A 17,979-nucleotide genomic window follows, 5' to 3' on the forward strand; every position below is an offset into this window, starting at 1 on the left:
AGATGAGTAACTGGATTAAACCTTATATACAGCAAAATAAAGGTAGAATGACTTTAACTATTTTCCTTGGTCTTCTTGGAGTTAGTTCAGGTGCGATGTTACTTTTCATATCAGGTTATTTAATCTCTAAATCTGCACTTAGACCAGAAAATGTAATGGCTGTATATGTTCCTATCGTTGCAACACGTGCGTTTAGTATAGGACAAGCAGTATTTCATTATTTAGAGCGTTTAGTTGGACACGATGTCGTACTACGTATTTTAGAAAAGATGAGAACGAAACTATATAGAATAGTAGAACCACAGGCGTTATTTTTCCGTTCACGATTTCAAACGGGCGATATGTTAGGTGTATTATCCGAAGATATAGAGCATTTGCAAAACCTATATTTACGTACAATATTTCCTAGCATATTAGCATTAGTTGTATATAGCATATTCGTACTTGTTATCGGTGCATTTGACGTAGTGTTTGCACTTATTGCAGGGTGTATGCTAGCGATTATCGTCTTTCTGCTTCCATTTGTATCATTACTTTTAATGAAGCGACATCATGTTACTTTAAAACAAGGAAGAAGCCGTTTATATCAACAATTAACAGACGCTGTTTTTGGATTATCAGATTGGCAAGCAAGTGGTAGAAAAGATGAATTCATTAATAAGTATGTAGAGCAAAATAATCAGTTGTTAAAAACGGAAAAAAGAATGAAACGCTGGAATCATATTCGGGACAGTATCATTCAATTAGTAGTGGGGATTGTAATTATTTCAATGATCATATGGACTGGAAATGAGGCGGCAAGTGAACAGATTGCACCTACCGTTATTGCGGCTTTCGTCTTAATGACGTTATCAGTCACAAACGCGCTTATTCCTCTTTCAGATGCTATCGATCGAATTCCATCATATGTAGAATCTGCTCATCGTCTAAATCAAGTAGAAGGTAATGCCGTTTTACAGGATGAAGAGGACTTACGCGGGGATAAAGGTTATGTTGCATCAAAACATATAGACATTGAATTAAATAATGTATCATATAGTTACCCAGATAGTAATGAATTTGTATTGAAAGAAATATCACTGCAAATAAAGGCAGGAAAGAAAATCGCCATTTTAGGAAGAAGCGGAACAGGAAAATCTACTTTGTTAAAATTGTTAACAGGTGCACTAAGCCCGTTACATGGTGAAGTTTTATTGAATAGTGAACATGCTCATACGAATCTTTTATCGAAATATATTTCTGTATTGAATCAAAAACCGCATTTATTCGATACGCCAATTGGAAATAATGTGCGAATTGGTAAATCAGAGGCTACGGATGAAGAAATATGGAAAGCTTTAGAGAAAGCACAATTAGCTTCGCATATTGCTTCTCTTCCAGATGGATTACAAACAAAAATGCATGAAATGGGAAAAAGGTTTTCTGGTGGGGAAAGACAAAGGGTTGCTTTTGCGAGAACGCTAATGCAAGAAGCCCCAATCATTGTACTGGATGAGCCTACAATCGGCTTAGATCCAAAGACAGAATTATCTTTAATAGAAACAATGTTTTCTGCAACGGAAGAAAAGACAGTTATTTGGATTACACACCATCTTGTAGGAATTGAGCATGTTGATGAAGTAATATTCCTAGATCGTGGTCAAATTGTGATGCAAGGTAGTCATGAACAACTTCTGAAAGAAAACGAGAAGTATCGTAAACTTTATGAACTTGATAAAGGAATATAAATCCGCAATGAAAAACACAAATTCTTGAGAGTTCAAGGTTTGTGTTTTTTTGTAATACGAATTGTTTCACTAGAAATCGTGTTTAAAATCTATCTATTTAAGGCAATACTGAGCCATAGTGAAAGGATTGTTGGAAGGCGTGATTATATGTTTGAAGAGGATGGGATTGTTTTAATTATGGAACCAGCCGATGAAAGAAACTTGAGGAGATTTATTTTTTCGGTGCCAAAGTCAGTGTATGAAAAGAAGGGGCTTACATTACACTATGGAACAGCTATCGGACAAGGATATATGGATATTATTGAAGATATTATTAGCGTGCATATAGAAGTAGATGTTGTAACGATTATAGGACATGTAAGAGTCTAGATAGTCATTTGAAAAAGGGTATTGGCAATTTGGCTAGAAGTTATGATAGAGAAAATTGCAGACAATTATAAAGACGAAGGGAGTCTAAAATGAAAATCAAATCAATTTTAATAGTATTTATAGTTTCGATTGGTTTAATGGGATGTTCACTAGTAGAGCAAGGAAAGAGCTCCATAGATTATGCACAAAAAGCGACAGACTATGTAAATGAAATAAGTGCATTTGCAAATGATGCACCAGCATTAGCTGAAAAGGCTGTGAATGATAGCGAAGCTCGAAAAGAATTAGAAACGAAGCTTAGTGAAATTAAACAAGATATACCCGCGTTCAATGAATTAACGCCACCTGATGTAGCAAAGGATCTTCATCAGCAAATCGTCGGATATAACGAAAAATTAAATACATTAATTGATACGGCGATGACAAAGATAGAAGAAGGAAAAGTGGATGTAGAGCAATTTAAAAACTCTGAGCTTATGCAGACGATAGATCAAGTTCGTGATTTGAAAGAGAAGGTTCAAAATTTAGGACAATAATAAAAAGCTCCGTTTGTGATGAACGGAGCTTTTTATGTTTTCTAATGGAAAAGTTTATAATATTTTCTTCTTATAATATAAGTATTTTTTATATCTTCCATTTTTCTAAAATATGTATTGTTTTATTGGTTGCATCCATGTTCACTTGAACTCCTATCGGCATAGTGATCATCGGATGGGTATGACAACAATCAAAGTCAGCTAGTAAAGGGATTCTTTGATTTTGCAGTACTTCTAATAATATTTCGTAAGGTTTGCGATTTGTACCACAATCATCAAATTGCTCATGTTTTCCCAGAATAATACCTGAAACTTTATCAAATAAACCGTTAATTTTAAGTGATGAAAAGCTTCTTTCAATAGTAGCTGCATCTTTTGAGCTATCCTCAATAAATAGAATGTCGCCTTCTTGAATGCTCGGCATATAAGAGCTACCCCAAATTCCTTGCATTGTATTTAAGTTACCACCAATAATACGTCCAGTAGCTTGTCCGTTTGTTACAGAAATCCAACTATTAGGTCTAAGCTCTTTTTCTTTCGTCTTCTCTTCCCAGTTAATAAATTCATCTGACCAAAATAAAGGTTGTTTTATGTTGTAAGGAAGTGATTGATCATTTAATAATGTTTCTGCAAAATAGTTGTATGTATAATCTACAAAAGGATTAAACTCTCCAAAGGAGGGAATGAGTGCTGGACCGTAAAATGTAGGGATTCCTGTTTTTGCATAAATTCCTAATAATAAAGCTGTTGCATCTGAATAACCAATCATTATTTTAGGGTTATTTTGAAAAGCATCATAATCAATATAAGGTAATAATGAATTAGAATTCATACCACCAATTGTTGACATAATACAAGATACATTAGGATTTCTTATTAAGGCATTCAGTTCCTCAGCACGCTCTTGTATACTGCCAGAACGATAGTAATCATATCGACCTGTTAGTGAACCTTCTAATATGTGAAATCCTTTCTGTTGTAAGTAGGATTTCGCTCGTTCAAATCTTTTTGGAGAAGTGTAGGTTGCTGGTGAAGAGGGCGAATAAATGCCGATTGTGTCTCCGTGTTTTAATGTTTTTGGAAGTAGCATCGTAAGAATCCTTTCTATTAAATAGTTAAATTACGATAATGAAACATTGAATATTCTTATATTTCGGTATTTTAAGTGTAACATAAATGTATGGGATGAATAAATATGCTTTTTGCCTTGACGATATAAAGTAATTGTTGTTATGGTTAAATGGAGTGTATAAATGGTTTGCTAAAGGAGTTTTGAAATGAAGCGGTTAAAATGGGGAAGGCTGACGATCCTAGTAGTCATTATTTTAGGGATATGTTGGTTCTTATTCCAAGGAACTCAAAAGAGTGCAACAAATGTAGAGGGACAACCTTTACAGGTGGCAGAATTACCTAAAACAGGATTAATTGAAAAAGTAGTGCCACCAAAATACATACCACCGGAAATTGATGCAAAAGCAGCTATGATTATCGATGCGAGTAATGGAGATATTATTTATCAACATAATGAAAATGAAGCTTTTGCGCCAGCAAGTATGTCTAAGATGATGACAGCGTATCTTCTATTAGAAAATGTACACAATCGGAAAGTTCGCTGGGAAGATCCGGTGAAAATGAGTGCGAAAGCGGCACAAACAGAGGGTGCGAGAATCCCAGTTCAAGTGAATGACACATTAACTGTTAAAGATTTGTACCATGCATTAATGATTGAATCAGCAAATAATGCGGCTGTGGCTTTAGCAGAACATATGGCAAAAACAGAGAAAGATTTCGTTCAGATTATGAATGAAAAAGCAAAGCAGTTAAAAATGTCGGAGTATGCTAAATTTGCAAATGCGTCAGGACTACAAGAACCTGATGGAAGTGAGACGAAGATGACAGCTGCTGATGTAGCAAACTTGGCGTATCATCTTATAAAAGATTATCCAGAAATATTAGAAGTGACTCATTTACGTCAAAGTCAATTAGCATTTAATAATATTAATGTTATAAGTACAAATGATATGTTAAATAAAAATAATAAAGCTTTATATATAGAAGGAATAGACGGATTAAAAACAGGATTTACAGATAGCGCGGGGTATTGTTTTACGGGTACAGCCAAACAAGGTGATACTCGTATTATTACTGTTGTAATGGGAACGAAAGGTAAAACGAAGCGTTTTACAGAGACGAATAAGCTAATGTCTTATGCATTTGGCTTAGTTAATTAAGTAAAATATTGAGTTGGATCATCATATAAGAAAGGCAATTTGTTGTTACTTATTATCGGTAACAATAAATTGCCTTTTTATTTTTAGCATGAGGAAATAAAAAGGTAAAAAATGTGAGTGTTATTATTTGAGTTTATTATTGTTTGTTGATAGTATAAAGTTAGAAACTTATTAATGATAAGTTTCGAGAGGCGGAACATGATGTGTACATATGAAAAAGCCTCAAATGAAAATTGGAGGGAATTATGATGGCAAAAGATTTTTACTCAGCAATTGAAGACAGAAGATCTATTTACGCGATTAGTAAAGAGCAAGTAGTTTCTGATGAGAAAATTCAAGAAGTGATTTATCATGCTGTAAAACATACACCTTCAGCTTTTAACTCTCAGAGCGCTCGCGTTGTCGTCTTGCTTGGAGAACAACATGATAAGTTATGGGATATTACGAAAGAAACGTTACGAAAAATTGTACCTGAAAATAACTTTGCGTCTACTGAAGAAAAAATGAATGCATTTAAAAGTGGTTATGGAACGGTTCTATACTTCGAAGATAGTCAAGTAGTGGAAGAACTGCAAGAAAACTTTGCCTTATATAAAGAGAATTTTCCCGTTTGGTCTCAGCAATCCTCAGGGATGTTACAATTTGCAATTTGGACAGCTTTAGAAATTGAAGGATTTGGTGCTACATTGCAGCATTACAATCCATTAATTGATGAAGAAGTGAGAAAAGAATGGGAAGTTCCAGAAAACTGGAACCTCACTGCACAAATGCCGTTTGGTAAACCGGTGGTAACTGCAGGTGAAAAAGAATACCAACCTTTAGAAAAACGTGTGAAAATTTATAAATAATGTAGGAACGATAAAGTGAAACTTTAATCAGTGGGGGGGTTGTTAATCCCCCACTGATTATTAGCCCACACCAATCGGGCTTTTACGGACAGTTAATGCAGGATAAAAGGTGAACAGAAATATAATCTGTTCACCTTTTTATAAATAGTAAGGATTTTTTTGATAGGAATTTTTCATCTGATCTTTTAATTCGTTTTTACGTGTTTCAATAGTTGATATTTTTTGTAAGGTAATAATTGAAGCGAATTGAAAAAAAGCATAGTACAGTTCTATATTTTTATTTATAGGATCATCTATTATGTTTTTCATAAATATACCTCCTTCTTCAGTCCTAATATTTGCAGGCAATAAGACTACCATATCAAAATTCAATGATACGTGGAGAATACCGACCTGTAAAAGTTTGATTGGTTTCCGGGTAGGGTGGATAATATATGTATGGATTAAGACACCACTGTACATATGATAATATAAATATCCTGAAAATTCCATGTGTAGCGGGAAATAGTGAGTGGAATGTACATTTTCGTCAAATTAGAACAGAATTTTTGAAGTTAAATCTTACAAATCGTCAAAACTTTTAAAAGCGATAGACAGTATCAAAAATAGCTTTCAGAAAATATTATACTATTGATAAAAAAAGAATTTTTTGTCATGATAAGAGTATGCTTCATGGAAGGAACCTTACTAGGAAGTACATTCTTTGCATTGTATTAGATTAATAGAGTTTTTCGGAGTGGATAGGAAATATATATTAATATATTGAATGAAATGTCGAACTTTCAATGAAATACATAAGGAATTTGAAAAAAGCATTGCAAAAACAGTGAGTTTAATGGTAAAGTTCACATGAAGTTCACACGGAATTCACTTCATTCGTTTAAAATGAACTCTGTGTGAAAAATAAAACTCTTGTTAAAAAATGGAACTTAATGAATATTTTACTTTGATAATATTGTAATGTATTAAGTTTATAAGTTTTTTTAAGAGGATAGTAGGGAAAGGAAGTAAAGACAACTTATGAAAAAAGTAATTGCAGGTTTAGCAGCAGCTTCAGTAGTGGGTGTTGCAGTTCCAGGTATGGATTCTGCTCAGGCACAAGTTTCAAACGAGGCGCTAAAAGAAATTAATGGACAAAATCAAACTCAAAATCAAACGACTGTAACTGAAACAAAAACTGTAGAAACAAAATCTGACTTAAAATACACAGTAACTGCTGATGTATTAAATGTTCGTTCAGGTGCTGGTACAGGACATAACGTGATTTCTAAAGTGAAATCAGGTCAAGTACTACAAGTAATTGGACAAGAAAACGGTTGGTTCAAAGTAACTGTAAACGGTCAAACTGGTTATGTAAGTGGTGACTTCGTAACGACTGGTGGTAAAACAGGGACTACTGTTCAACAAGGAACTGGTACTTACACAGTAAACGTTTCTTCACTTAACGTACGTACAGGCCCAAGTACATCTCATACAGTATTAGGTTCTGTAAATAAAGGTAAAACAGTACAAGTTGTTGGTGAAGTACAAGATTGGTTTAAAATCAACTTCAATGGTGGAACTGGATACGTAAGCAAAGACTTCGTAACAAAAGGTGGTTCTGCTGTATCTAACGAAACAAAACAACCAACTACAAACAACAATACTACTACAGTTCAAACTGGTGGTTCGTATGTTGTTAACACTGGTGCTTTAAAAGTACGTACAGGCCCAGCTACATACAACGCTGTAATCGGTGGCGTAACACAAGGTAAAGTATTAAACGTTACTGGCGCTGAAAATGGTTGGTACAAAATTAACCATAACGGCCGTACAGGTTACGTAAGTGCAGACTTCGTTAAGTTTGTAAAAGGCGGAGTAAACAACGTTACAAATAACAATAACGTTACAAATAACGTTCAACAACCAGGTAAAGACGTACAAAAACCAACAACAGGTGGAGATACATCTTCAATTGCTGGATTCGCTAGATCTTTAAATGGTTCACCATACAGAACTGCTGGTACAACACCTGCTGGTTTTGACTGCAGTGGATTCATTCACTACGTATTAAATCAAACTGGTCATAAAGGCGCTCGTCAAACAGTTGCTGGATACTGGAGCTCTAAAACAAAAACTAGCAATCCACAACCAGGTGATTTAGTATACTTCCAAAATACTTATAAATCAGGTCCTTCTCACATGGGCGTTTACTTAGGAAACGGTCAGTTCATTAGTGCAGAAACTGATGCAACTGGTGTACGTATTAGTTCTGTAAGTAACTCTTACTGGAGCAAGCACATGTTAGGTTACACAAAAGCATACTAAGAAAAAGTAGTTTATATACTTTTCGTATAGAGAAAAGGCTTTCCAGGGAAACTTGGGAAGCCTTTTTATAGTTGAATAAATTGGGAATGTAGTAGTTTTTACTGTAACTTCCCATTTAAAAATCGAGCGTATAGGTCATGGAAGTAGTTCGGGCGAAATAAGTTTGCTGCATGTCCTGCAAGCGGTATTTCTTTATATAAAACGTTAGGAAGAATGGATTTTAAATCAAAAAGGCAAGATTTATAGAGATGATCATGTTCACCCATTACCCATAGAATAGGGTGGGGAAGTGATTTTAATTTAGATTTTAAATCGAATTCTAAACGATGCCGTAATGATTGGGCAATGATTGATGAATGTAATTGCAATCCGAAACGGTAATAAATATTTCTGGAAATGACCGCGAACGGATTTGCCTTTAGTATGCCACTTGGAAAAATGGTATTCGCGTATTGAGAGAGCCATTTAGAGTAATCGTCCCCTCGCTTCTCCCAAAACTTTTGAAATACGTTATATAAAAGGGATGGATTATTATAATGTCCACCAATATGACAAATGCTTAATACTTTTTCTGGATGCATTTGTGCAAAAATTGTAGAGATATAACAGCCATAACTTAGAGCGCAAATATGGGCTTTTTGAATACCTTCTTTTTCATATAATTTCAATAGTTGATCTACAAGGCGCTGTAATGAAAATTCGATAGCTTCTCCTTTATCATCGCCGTGACCTAATAAGTCATAAGTGATAATGTTGTAGGAGGCGGAAAATCGCTTATGCTCTTTTTTAAAAGCGCGACGATTGCCAACTAATCCATGAATAAAAATGATTGTTTCCTTTTCGGAATGTATATTTGTTTGCAAAAAGGATACTCCTTTCAATAACGGGAGATTTATATAGTATTGTAAATTGATTATCTATCATTCGCATAGAATAATATTAAGTACCAGGTAATAATATCAGATGTTTATATCTGTTGTAAAGATGCGTTTGTATGTATATTTTGTAAAAACAGAAAAAGTGTGTTTACATTCAGTTTACATTCGTATTGTATTCTATTTTTAGAAAGAACAGTTTGGTTTAACACGAGGAGATGAACAGTGGAATGGACGTTAGAAATGAAATGAAGAAAAAAGGGAGCTGGAGGCAGTTTTTACGCCTTATTCAAGATACAAATCCTCCAAAAGGGATTCTTGCTTTTGCATTATTAATGAGTTTGCTTTCTACGGGAGCGAGTTTATTTATACCAATGTTAACGAAGGGGCTAGTAGATAATTTCTCACTTTCGTCAATTAGTACAGGGCAAATTGTTGGGCTAGTTGCATTCTTTATTATGCAAACTATAGCTGCAGGATTATCTATATATTTATTAAATTATATAGGACAGAAGATTGTAGCTGGACTAAGAGAACGTTTGTGGAAAAAGGTGCTTATTTTACCAGTAACTTATTATGATCAAAATAGAACAGGCGATACAATTAGCCGTATGACAAATGATACAGGAGTTGTGAAAACATTAATTTCTGAGCATTTGTCAAACTTATTAACAGGTGGTATTTCAATTGTCGGATCATTAATTGTACTATTTGTTTTGGATTGGAAAATGACACTTTTACTTTTAACGGTTATTCCATTATCAGTACTCATTTTAGTTCCACTTGGACGGAAAATGTATAAGATTTCAAAATCACTTCAAGATGAAACGGCTTCTTTTACTAGTGTATTAACACAAGTTTTATCGGAAATTCGTTTAGTGAAATCTTCGAACACAGAAAAAAGAGAATATGAAACTGGAAATAAAGGTATTGAAAAGTTATTGCAATTTGGTCTGAAAGAAGGAAAAGTGCAAGCATTAATTTCACCAGTCATGTCGTTTGTTTTAATGGCATTGCTTGTTATTATCGTAGGGTATGGTGGAATGCGAGTTTCTAGCGGTGCATTAACAACAGGGGAACTTGTAGCGTTTATTTTATATTTGGTTCAAATTATAATGCCAATGAGTCAACTATCTATGTTCTTTACACAATTCCAAAAGGCAATTGGTGCAACGGAAAGAATTAATACAATTTTAGAATATGAAGTAGAAGATCATGAAACTGGTGTGAAGGTCACAAATGCTAAGCAGCCAATCGTTCTTGAAAATGTACATTTCGAGTATAACGAAGAAGAGAAAGTGTTGAAGAATATTGATTTCATAATTGAATCAGGTAAAGTAACAGCAATCGTAGGACCAAGTGGTAGCGGAAAAACGACGTTATTCTCACTGTTAGAACGTTTTTACGAGCCAACTAGCGGTGCTATTAAATTAGGAAAAGATTCAATTAAGAATTATTCACTACAATCATGGCGACGTCAAATTGGTTACGTTTCACAAGATAGTCCGTTAATCGATGGAACAATTCGTGATAACATTTGTTACGGTGTTGAGGGCGAAGTGACAGATGAAGAAATTGAAAAAGTAGCAGCGATGGCGTATGTTGATGCATTTATTCATGATTTGCCAAATGGTTATGCAACAGAAGTTGGAGAACGTGGTGTGAAGCTTTCTGGAGGGCAAAGACAACGAATTGCGATTGCTCGAGCGTTACTTCGAAATCCACAAATTCTTATGTTAGATGAAGCAACTTCCAGTCTAGATAGTAAATCAGAGTCTGTTGTTCAAAAAGCATTAAATAACTTAATGAAAGGCAGAACAACGTTAGTTATTGCACATAGACTTTCGACTGTTGTAGATGCGGATAAAATTATCTTTATAGAAAAAGGGAATCTTACAGGAAGCGGTACACATGATGAATTGTTACGCACACATGACATGTATCGTGAATTTGCAACGCAACAATTGAAAATTAAAGAGGCATCATTATAAAATGAATAATCAGTGGGGCCTATACTCCGCTGATTATTCATTTTTAAAAGTTTTATTAAGGATGCTAATTAGAAAGGAAATGGTTCTTTTGATACCTAAAATATTAATTGTAGATGACGACCCGCATATTAGAGAACTTGTTTCTGTTTTTTTAGAGCGGGAAGGCTTTCAAACATATGAGGCAATTGATGGTCTAGATGCATTGCAGAAGATAGATGAAGTAAAAGTTGATATGGTTATTCTTGATATCATGATGCCGAATATGGATGGATTTGATGTATGTTTTGAATTAAGAAAATACTATGATATCCCGATTTTAATGCTAACTGCCAAAGGAGAAACGTCTCAAAAAGTAAAAGGGTTTCACCTTGGAACGGATGATTACCTTGTAAAACCATTTGATCCGATAGAACTAGTAGTGAGAGTAAAGGCACTACTGAAACGTTACCAAATTACAGTATCGCAATCCATCCAAGTTGGAAATGTACTGTTAAATCGTAAAACATTTGAAGTTACAGCCGGAGAACAAACGGCTACATTACCGCTAAAAGAATTCGAATTGCTCTTTACTTTAGGTTCTAAAGCAGGAAGAACGTGTTCGAGAGAGCAATTAATTGAAGATGTATGGGGGTATGATTTTGAAGGGAATGAACGTACACTAGACGTTCATATTAATCGGCTACGTGAGAAGTTTCAAGAAGAGAAATCGAACTTCAGTATTAAAACGATAAGAGGTTTAGGGTATCGCTTAGAGGTAAGTAAATGAGAAAAAGAAAACAAATGAGTAAGTTGAAGATGTTGAAAGTAACGGGAGCGATAATAGCGCTCTTTTCTTTTCTCACTATAATTTGGTCTGTCGCTTTTTATGTAGCATCTAGTATATTAGATGCTCTGGAAATAAACGTATCGCCGTTTGTTACTTTTTTAATTAGTGATATGGTCGGCTTTGTATTTATTGTTTTTATTTGGGTGTTAATTGGAGTATTAATGAGGCCAAAACGACAGGCAATGATTTGGACTATTATTGAACCGATACAAAAAATTGCAAAAGGAGACTTCTCCGTAAAAATACGCAATGAAGAAAAGTATGATGGAGAGATTGGTGTACTCGTAAAAAGTATAAATGATATGACAGATGAACTAAATGCGATGGAGAAAATGCGTCAGGAATTTGTGTCGAATGTTTCTCATGAAATACAGTCACCACTAACTTCTATAAAAGGATTTGCTCGAGCGCTACAAGACGATAATTTTTCCGAGGACAAAAGAAAGCATTATCTTGCCATTATTGAAACGGAAACGACGAGATTATCTAAGTTAAGTCAAAATTTACTGAAACTAACTCTTTTAGAGTCGGAAGAGTATACACCAGAAAGAGTGGCATATCAATTAGATCAACAGTTAAAGCAAATTGTGTTAAATAGTGAACCGCTCTGGGTTGAAAAAGAAATTGAATTAGAACTGGACTTAGAAAAAGTATATGTTATTGCTGACCAAGAAAGTTTGAGTCAAGTTTGGATTAATTTAATTCATAATAGTATTAAATTTACGCCAAGTGGCGGCACAATTACAATTCAGTTAAAAGAAAATGAGAAAGTAGTGGAAGTTCGAATTCGCGATTCGGGAATTGGTATATCAGAAGAACAGAAACAACATATTTTTGAACGTTTTTATAAAGCGGATTCTTCACGAAATCGTACTTATGGAGGAAGTGGCTTAGGTTTGGCCATCGTAAAAAAAGTACTCGACCTTCATCAAGGAGAAATAAAAGTCGAGAGTGAAGATGGGGATGGGGCAGAATTTATTGTTTGTATTCCGAAATATGAAGAAAAGTAGTGTTAGGAGGGAAATCTTCTAACACTACTTCTCTTTAAAAATACATTTCCCGTTACTGCAACTATATTGATAAGCTTTTCCTTCGTTATTCATACGGTATGAGTAGTCTGATTCTTTATCTTTCTTAAAGTCAACGTATGCTTCTGCACCGTTTTTATCATCATCGATATCAATGAATTGAACATAGCGTATAGAATAATCTTTCTTTTCGTTTAAACCTCTTTCTTGCAAGTTTGTACGAATACCGTCTACTAACTCGTCAAACAATGACCAGTTCAAATTAAGATTTTCAAATGACTCAGTATGTCTTCCTAAAATGCCGTTGTCTTGTATTATTTTTTTATTATTATCGTATGTATAAGAGTATGTAAAATAAGGTTCATCTTTATATACGACTTCTGCATAATAGCCGATAGTATAAAGGGGAGTATATTTTCCGGTTATACTTTGTATTTCTTTTTGACTATATCCTTTTATAGTATAGAGATAGTCGCTAGTATCTTTTTCTATTACTTTATAATGTAGTGGATTACCAAATATAAAGTACATAGCCAAAAATATGATACATAGTCCGACTATAGTTAGTGATAAGAACCATTTTTTTCTTTTCATACACATACACTCTCCTATACTGGATGTATTTATATTTTACATGAATCATGGCAAAAACATGAGACTTATAAATAAAAACTTTCTATAGTTACCTACAAGTAACCTACGCACATGAAAGTGCATCATTGCCTTTTTACATAAACATAGATACAATTTTAATATAATACATAACTGAGATGAGTAAGGAGTGTTATACTTGGCAGAATTAATACAAGGCAAAAATGCTTTAATTACAGGAGCAGGTAGAGGGATCGGTCGTGCTGTAGCGATTGCATTAGCGAAAGAGGGCGTAAATGTAGGTCTTTTAGCTCGTTCAGAAGAAAACTTAAAAGCTGTAGCGAAAGAAGTAGAAGCAGAAGGCGTAAAAGCTGTTATTGCGACTGCTGATGTTTCTTCATACGAAGAAGTGACTACTGCGATTGAGACGTTAAAAAACGGTTTAGGATCTATCGATATTTTAATTAATAACGCTGGTATTTCTAAATTCGGTAAGTTTTTAGAACTAGATGTTGCTGATTGGGAAAAAATCATTCAAGTAAACTTAATGGGTGTATACTATGCAACTCGTGCAGCTTTACCAAGTATGATTGAACAACAATCTGGTGATATTATTAATATTTCATCTACAGCAGGACAAAAAGGTGCACCTGTAACAAGTGCATATAGTGCTTCTAAATTTGGTGTTCTTGGCTTAACAGAATCGTTAGCGATGGAAGTTCGCAAACATAACATTCGTGTAACAGCTTTAACTCCAAGTACAGTAGCAACTGATATGGCTGTAGATTTAGGATTAACTGATGGAAATCCAGATAAAGTAATGCAAGCAGAAGATATTGCAGAGTTTATTGTAGCGCAGTTGAAATTAAATAAACGTACATTTATTAAATCAGCAGGACTTTGGTCTACTAATCCGTAAGGGATAAATGTATAAACAAAAGAAGGGATATTTATTCTGTAATGGAGTAGATGTCCCTTCTTTATTTTTACATGAAACGAAATGTTCTGTATAATCTAATCTAAATGATAAGCAGCTTTAAAAAGGAATATTCCGTTTCTAAGAATTAATATCTGCAGAGGTAAGTGTACAGCGCTTCAAACTGTCGGCAGTAAAGGCTATGATGGGTTTGTAATCGCAGTCGTAAAAGAATGACGAAAGGAGATAAAAAGGTGAAAAAGAAATTTCAAAAATTATAACATGTATCGTGTACAACACAGCTAGCTCGTGGACCTCCAACACACATAAAAATATAAGAATATATAAATTGGAGGTTAGGAATAGATGAGAACTGAAAAAGAAATGCTAGACTTAATTATGAATACAGCAAAAGAGGATGACAGAATCCGAGCAGTTATCATGAATGGATCGCGTGTAAATCCAAATGTGAAAAGAGATTGTTTTCAAGACTATGATGTTATGTATGTTGTACATGATATACAATCTTTTACGTCTAATCATAATTGGATTCATAGATTTGGAGAAATAATGATTGTACAAATGCCAGAAGAAATGTCATTAATTTCAGCGGACGAAGACGGGAAATTTCCGTATTTAATGCAGTTTATGGATGGAAATCGAATTGATTTAACACTCGTTCCATTTGATTTGATAAATAAGTTCGTTGGACAAGATAGTTTAAGTGAACTGCTTCTGGATAAAGATAATTGTATTGTTGAATTTCCACCAGCAAGCGATAAGGATTACTTAATAAAAAAGCCTACAGAAAAAGAGTTTTTAGATTGCTGTAATGAATTTTGGTGGTGTAGTACGAATGTGGCAAAAGGACTATGGAGAGAAGAACTTTCTTATGCGAAAGGGATGCTCGATGGTCCAGTACGAGATATGTTCATCGTAATGCTAGAATGGCATATTGGTATGAAAACAGACTTTACAGGTAATGCAGGAAAGTTTGGGAAGCATTTCGAGCAATATATTGAAAAAGATATGTGGGAGCATTTTAAATTGACCTATTCGGATGCTGAATATGAAAACATATGGGAGTCATTCTTTGTCATGGGTAATATATTTAGGGAAGTAGCGAATGAAATTGCTAATGCATATGGATATCAATACCCGCAAGGTGATGATGACAGAGTGACAAGCTATTTAAAACATGTGAAAGCTTTACCGAAAGATAGTACATCGATTTATTCATAATAGTAAGCAGTAAGACTGTCCAAATTACGGACAGTCTTATTTTTGTTCATGAATAGGAATTTCCCTAACAAAGTGAAGAGGAATCACATATGAAACTTTAGGGAGGTTTTTAACATGTATTATTTTTATTCGCCACAAATGTTTGCTCCATATCAATGGGGACTAGAACGAGATATTTCGTACGCCTATATGCCATATAACTCATTTTATTATGGAGACTATATCGCATATATCCCTCAAAATTTTGAAGTACAGATGAAAGCAGATGAGCGTGGATCATGGACACCATTTTCTTGGGTCGAAAAATATGCGTATGCATTTTCAGGACCGTACAATAAAGCGGAAGTTGCTCTTACATTTGATGATGGACCAGATTTAGAATTCACGCCAAAAATATTAGATAAGTTAAAACAACATAATGTAAAAGCGACTTTTTTCCTGCTTGGTGAAAATGCAGAAAAGTTTCCGAATGTAGTAAAACGTATTTCGAATGAAGGGCATGTAATTGGCAATCATACGTATAGCCATCCTAATTTAGCGAAAGTAAATGATGCTGAGTACCGTAATCAAATTATAAAAACAGAAGAAATATTAAATCGTTTAGCTGGTTATGCACCGAAGTTTATTCGTCCACCGTATGGTGAAATACTTGAAGATCAATTGAAGTGGGCAACAGAGCAAAATTTTATGATTGTACAGTGGAGTGTTGATACAGTTGATTGGAAAGGTGTAAGCGCTGAAACAATTACAAATAATGTGTTAGGGAATTCATTTCCTGGCAGTGTCATACTTCAGCATTCAACCCCAGGCGGACATTTACAAGGATCTGTAGAGGCACTAGACAAAATCATTCCACAGTTAAAAACGAAAGGGGCACGTTTTGTAACGCTACCAAGTATGTTCCAAACATCGAAAGAGAGAAAATAAAGTGGAGTGCGGGGTATTGTCAATCAGCCACACTATTAAGAATAGGACTCCTCAGTACTTTAAAATGGGAGTCCTATCTTATTTATAAATTATTATTTTCTAGTAAGTCTTTTCCTTGCTCTATAACAAATTCATAGTATGCAAGATCATATGGATAAATATCATCAAAAGTTATCGCTATCGGTTTATTGCTCAAAACAGAAGTAGCCGTAAAAGATGAAATCTCTCTTTTTAATAGTTGTAGAAAAGAAGTTGCATGTATTTTCATCACATCGTCTACTTCTTCACCTGGTGCGAATGGAAGTGGATTTATGACATTGTGAAAATACATATGACAAAACTCGCGATCCGTAAGATTTGAAATATCATAATCTATTTTAAAGATGCCTTTGTATGCTAAATCAGTCGTTTGGAAAGAAAGCCCCAATTCTTCTTCAATTTCACGAAGACCACCAATTTGTACATCTTCATCATGCATAATATGTCCGGCTGAAGTAATATCCCATATACCCGGAGCTTCTTTTTTATTTTTAGAGCGTAATTGGAAATATAAAAACATATCTTCATCATTTTTTTCTACAAACCAGCAATGAAATGTTTCGTGCCAATCACCGTCACGATGCACTTCATCACGCAATTTCTTCCCAAGTGTATTTCTTTCAGGATCAAATATTGTTAACCACTCTGTCATTTAAATTCCCCTTTCTGCAAATTTTATTATACAATATTTGTATTGAATTTTGGGAAAATAAAGAAAAACGGAGTGGTTAATAGTGGGGATAGAGAGTAAAGAAATAAAATCGATTATTTCAACAGAGGAAGAATTACGGAAAATATTGGGGCAACCAAGTGAGCGAGCGTTAAAGAAAGTTATTTCATCATTAGACCACCATTGCATAGATTTTCTGTCAAAATCTCCTTTTCTAGTATTGTCTACTGCAAATAAATTAGGAGAGTGCGATGCTTCGCCGAGAGGAGACGCACCTGGATTTGTATACGTATTAAATAATAATCAAATTATCATTCCAGAAAGACCAGGTAACCGTCGTATAGATTCCATTTTGAATATTATTTCAAATCCACACGTAGGGTTACTCTTTTTTATTCCAGGCCTTGGGGAGACGCTCCGGATAAACGGCCGAGCGTATATTACAAACGACGAAGAGATATTGCAAGAAATGCAGGCGAATGGACGCAATCCGTTACTTGGAATTGTCGTTGAAATAGAAGAGTGTTATATTCATTGTGCAAAAGCTTTTATCCGATCTAAGATGTGGGATCCAGAATCATGGTTGAATAAAAAAGAGTTACCTTCAGCAGCAAAAATGTTGCTGGAGCATGCGAAAGTAAATACTTCTGAAGAAGATGTTGCACGTTCTTTAGAAGAAAGCTATACGAAAAGATTGTATTGAAAAAACTTTATAGATATAGTTTTTTAAGGTGAATATGTAAATATTTTAGAATGTGATATTCATATAAGAATCGTTGATTTATCAACCGGAGAAATGACAAAATAGGTAATTCGAGCGACAGTTGTATAATGTTATTGTGAAATACAATAATAA

The 17,979-nt window shown here is 34.4% G+C and carries 18 protein-coding genes and 1 pseudogene; 14 read left to right on the forward strand and 5 right to left on the reverse strand.

Features of this window, described 5'->3' with window-relative positions; genetic code table 11:
- Window positions 1–2: 2 nt before the first annotated feature.
- The 3 genes from cydC to FS742_RS02155 all read left to right on the forward strand — a co-directional run bounded on the left by cydC (window position 3) and on the right by FS742_RS02155 (window position 2,632).
- Window positions 3–1,727 (forward strand): thiol reductant ABC exporter subunit CydC, encoded by a 1,725-nt coding sequence (gene cydC, locus FS742_RS02145; RefSeq protein ID WP_144611012.1) that lies wholly within the window; start codon window positions 3–5, stop codon window positions 1,725–1,727.
- 147 nt (window positions 1,728–1,874) lie between these two features.
- Complete coding sequence (locus FS742_RS02150; protein ID WP_144611013.1) at window positions 1,875–2,096, forward strand: hypothetical protein; 222 nt, start codon at window positions 1,875–1,877, stop codon at window positions 2,094–2,096.
- A gap of 89 nt (window positions 2,097–2,185) precedes the next feature.
- The gene (locus FS742_RS02155; protein WP_144611014.1) at window positions 2,186–2,632 is read left to right on the forward strand and encodes a DUF6376 family protein; all 447 of its coding nucleotides are present in this window, start codon (window positions 2,186–2,188) and stop codon (window positions 2,630–2,632) included.
- 88 nt (window positions 2,633–2,720) lie between these two features.
- On the opposite strand, the gene FS742_RS02160 is transcribed toward FS742_RS02155, so the two are convergent.
- The gene (locus FS742_RS02160; RefSeq protein WP_144611015.1) at window positions 2,721–3,722 is read right to left on the reverse strand and encodes a S66 family peptidase; all 1,002 of its coding nucleotides are present in this window, start codon (window positions 3,720–3,722) and stop codon (window positions 2,721–2,723) included.
- A 187-nt stretch (window positions 3,723–3,909) separates the two neighbouring features.
- Between FS742_RS02160 and FS742_RS02165 the strand changes: the two genes are divergently transcribed.
- Window positions 3,910–4,863, forward strand: coding sequence for a D-alanyl-D-alanine carboxypeptidase family protein (locus tag FS742_RS02165; protein ID WP_144611016.1), 954 nt, complete (start codon window positions 3,910–3,912; stop codon window positions 4,861–4,863).
- Window positions 4,864–5,108: 245 nt separating this feature from the next.
- Window positions 5,109–5,711, forward strand: coding sequence for a nitroreductase family protein (locus FS742_RS02170; protein ID WP_186327133.1), 603 nt, complete (start codon window positions 5,109–5,111; stop codon window positions 5,709–5,711).
- A gap of 138 nt (window positions 5,712–5,849) precedes the next feature.
- Here FS742_RS02170 and FS742_RS02175 read toward each other — a convergent pair whose 3' ends face one another.
- Entirely contained in the window at window positions 5,850–6,020 is a 171-nt protein-coding gene (locus FS742_RS02175; RefSeq protein WP_144611018.1) for a DNA mismatch repair protein MutT, read from the reverse strand.
- Window positions 6,021–6,731: 711 nt separating this feature from the next.
- On the opposite strand from FS742_RS02175, the gene entFM reads away from it, so the two are divergent.
- Window positions 6,732–8,018: an enterotoxin EntFM gene (entFM, locus tag FS742_RS02180; RefSeq protein WP_088029583.1), complete on the forward strand. Its 1,287-nt coding sequence runs from the start codon at window positions 6,732–6,734 to the stop codon at window positions 8,016–8,018.
- 98 nt (window positions 8,019–8,116) lie between these two features.
- Here entFM and FS742_RS02185 read toward each other — a convergent pair whose 3' ends face one another.
- Window positions 8,117–8,881 carry an alpha/beta fold hydrolase gene (locus FS742_RS02185; protein WP_087959529.1) on the reverse strand — a complete coding sequence of 255 codons (765 nt, stop codon included), beginning with the start codon at window positions 8,879–8,881 and terminating at the stop codon, window positions 8,117–8,119.
- Between the two features lie 242 nt (window positions 8,882–9,123).
- Here FS742_RS02185 and FS742_RS02190 point away from each other — a divergent pair, with 242 nt between their 5' ends.
- From FS742_RS02190 to hitS, 3 genes are all read left to right on the forward strand, one after another.
- Window positions 9,124–10,884: an ABC transporter ATP-binding protein gene (locus FS742_RS02190; protein ID WP_144611019.1), complete on the forward strand. Its 1,761-nt coding sequence runs from the start codon at window positions 9,124–9,126 to the stop codon at window positions 10,882–10,884.
- A gap of 88 nt (window positions 10,885–10,972) precedes the next feature.
- Complete coding sequence (gene hitR, locus FS742_RS02195) at window positions 10,973–11,650, forward strand: envelope stress response regulator transcription factor HitR (protein ID WP_222124842.1); 678 nt, start codon at window positions 10,973–10,975, stop codon at window positions 11,648–11,650.
- Entirely contained in the window at window positions 11,647–12,720 is a 1,074-nt protein-coding gene (gene hitS, locus FS742_RS02200) for an envelope stress sensor histidine kinase HitS (protein ID WP_144611020.1), read from the forward strand. The genes hitR and hitS overlap by 4 nt, the downstream gene beginning before the upstream one ends.
- A 24-nt stretch (window positions 12,721–12,744) precedes the next feature.
- Here the strand turns inward: hitS and FS742_RS02205 are convergent, their stop codons facing one another.
- Window positions 12,745–13,338, reverse strand: a complete 594-nt coding sequence (locus tag FS742_RS02205) for a DUF3139 domain-containing protein (protein ID WP_395940387.1) — start codon at window positions 13,336–13,338, stop codon at window positions 12,745–12,747.
- Window positions 13,339–13,528: 190 nt separating this feature from the next.
- Here FS742_RS02205 and FS742_RS02210 point away from each other — a divergent pair, with 190 nt between their 5' ends.
- The 4 genes and pseudogenes from FS742_RS02210 to FS742_RS02225 all read left to right on the forward strand — a co-directional run bounded on the left by FS742_RS02210 (window position 13,529) and on the right by FS742_RS02225 (window position 16,414).
- Window positions 13,529–14,248 carry a 3-ketoacyl-ACP reductase gene (locus FS742_RS02210; protein ID WP_000818854.1) on the forward strand — a complete coding sequence of 240 codons (720 nt, stop codon included), beginning with the start codon at window positions 13,529–13,531 and terminating at the stop codon, window positions 14,246–14,248.
- 156 nt (window positions 14,249–14,404) lie between these two features.
- A pseudogene (locus FS742_RS02215) lies at window positions 14,405–14,482 on the forward strand (O-methyltransferase); the annotation flags it as partial.
- A gap of 129 nt (window positions 14,483–14,611) precedes the next feature.
- Window positions 14,612–15,487 (forward strand): aminoglycoside 6-adenylyltransferase, encoded by an 876-nt coding sequence (locus FS742_RS02220; protein WP_144611021.1) that lies wholly within the window; start codon window positions 14,612–14,614, stop codon window positions 15,485–15,487.
- 114 nt (window positions 15,488–15,601) lie between these two features.
- Complete coding sequence (locus FS742_RS02225; RefSeq protein ID WP_144611022.1) at window positions 15,602–16,414, forward strand: peptidoglycan-N-acetylglucosamine deacetylase; 813 nt, start codon at window positions 15,602–15,604, stop codon at window positions 16,412–16,414.
- Window positions 16,415–16,496: 82 nt separating this feature from the next.
- Here the strand turns inward: FS742_RS02225 and FS742_RS02230 are convergent, their stop codons facing one another.
- A complete protein-coding gene (locus tag FS742_RS02230; protein WP_144611023.1) occupies window positions 16,497–17,105 on the reverse strand; it encodes an NUDIX hydrolase in 609 nt (202 codons plus the stop codon).
- A gap of 82 nt (window positions 17,106–17,187) precedes the next feature.
- Between FS742_RS02230 and FS742_RS02235 the strand changes: the two genes are divergently transcribed.
- The gene (locus FS742_RS02235) at window positions 17,188–17,826 is read left to right on the forward strand and encodes a pyridoxamine 5'-phosphate oxidase family protein (protein WP_000510736.1); all 639 of its coding nucleotides are present in this window, start codon (window positions 17,188–17,190) and stop codon (window positions 17,824–17,826) included.
- Window positions 17,827–17,979: the final 153 nt, after the last annotated feature.

The organism is Bacillus cereus (assembly GCF_007678085.1).
Lineage (GTDB): Bacteria > Bacillota > Bacilli > Bacillales > Bacillaceae_G > Bacillus_A > Bacillus_A cereus_BE.

Bases quoted from the DNA above. Each gene is read 5' to 3' on its own strand.
- cydC (WP_144611012.1), top strand. From the start codon at position 3: ATGAGTAACTGGATTAAACCTTATATACAGCAAAATAAAGGTAGAATG.
- FS742_RS02150 (WP_144611013.1), top strand. From the start codon at position 1,875: ATGTTTGAAGAGGATGGGATTGTTTTAATTATGGAACCAGCCGATGAA.
- FS742_RS02155 (WP_144611014.1), top strand. From the start codon at position 2,186: ATGAAAATCAAATCAATTTTAATAGTATTTATAGTTTCGATTGGTTTA.
- FS742_RS02160 (WP_144611015.1), bottom strand. From the start codon at position 3,722: ATGCTACTTCCAAAAACATTAAAACACGGAGACACAATCGGCATTTAT.
- FS742_RS02165 (WP_144611016.1), top strand. From the start codon at position 3,910: ATGAAGCGGTTAAAATGGGGAAGGCTGACGATCCTAGTAGTCATTATT.
- FS742_RS02170 (WP_186327133.1), top strand. From the start codon at position 5,109: ATGATGGCAAAAGATTTTTACTCAGCAATTGAAGACAGAAGATCTATT.
- FS742_RS02175 (WP_144611018.1), bottom strand. From the start codon at position 6,020: ATGAAAAACATAATAGATGATCCTATAAATAAAAATATAGAACTGTAC.
- entFM (WP_088029583.1), top strand. From the start codon at position 6,732: ATGAAAAAAGTAATTGCAGGTTTAGCAGCAGCTTCAGTAGTGGGTGTT.
- FS742_RS02190 (WP_144611019.1), top strand. From the start codon at position 9,124: ATGGACGTTAGAAATGAAATGAAGAAAAAAGGGAGCTGGAGGCAGTTT.
- hitS (WP_144611020.1), top strand. From the start codon at position 11,647: ATGAGAAAAAGAAAACAAATGAGTAAGTTGAAGATGTTGAAAGTAACG.
- FS742_RS02205 (WP_395940387.1), bottom strand. From the start codon at position 13,338: ATGTGTATGAAAAGAAAAAAATGGTTCTTATCACTAACTATAGTCGGA.
- FS742_RS02220 (WP_144611021.1), top strand. From the start codon at position 14,612: ATGAGAACTGAAAAAGAAATGCTAGACTTAATTATGAATACAGCAAAA.
- FS742_RS02225 (WP_144611022.1), top strand. From the start codon at position 15,602: ATGTATTATTTTTATTCGCCACAAATGTTTGCTCCATATCAATGGGGA.
- FS742_RS02230 (WP_144611023.1), bottom strand. From the start codon at position 17,105: ATGACAGAGTGGTTAACAATATTTGATCCTGAAAGAAATACACTTGGG.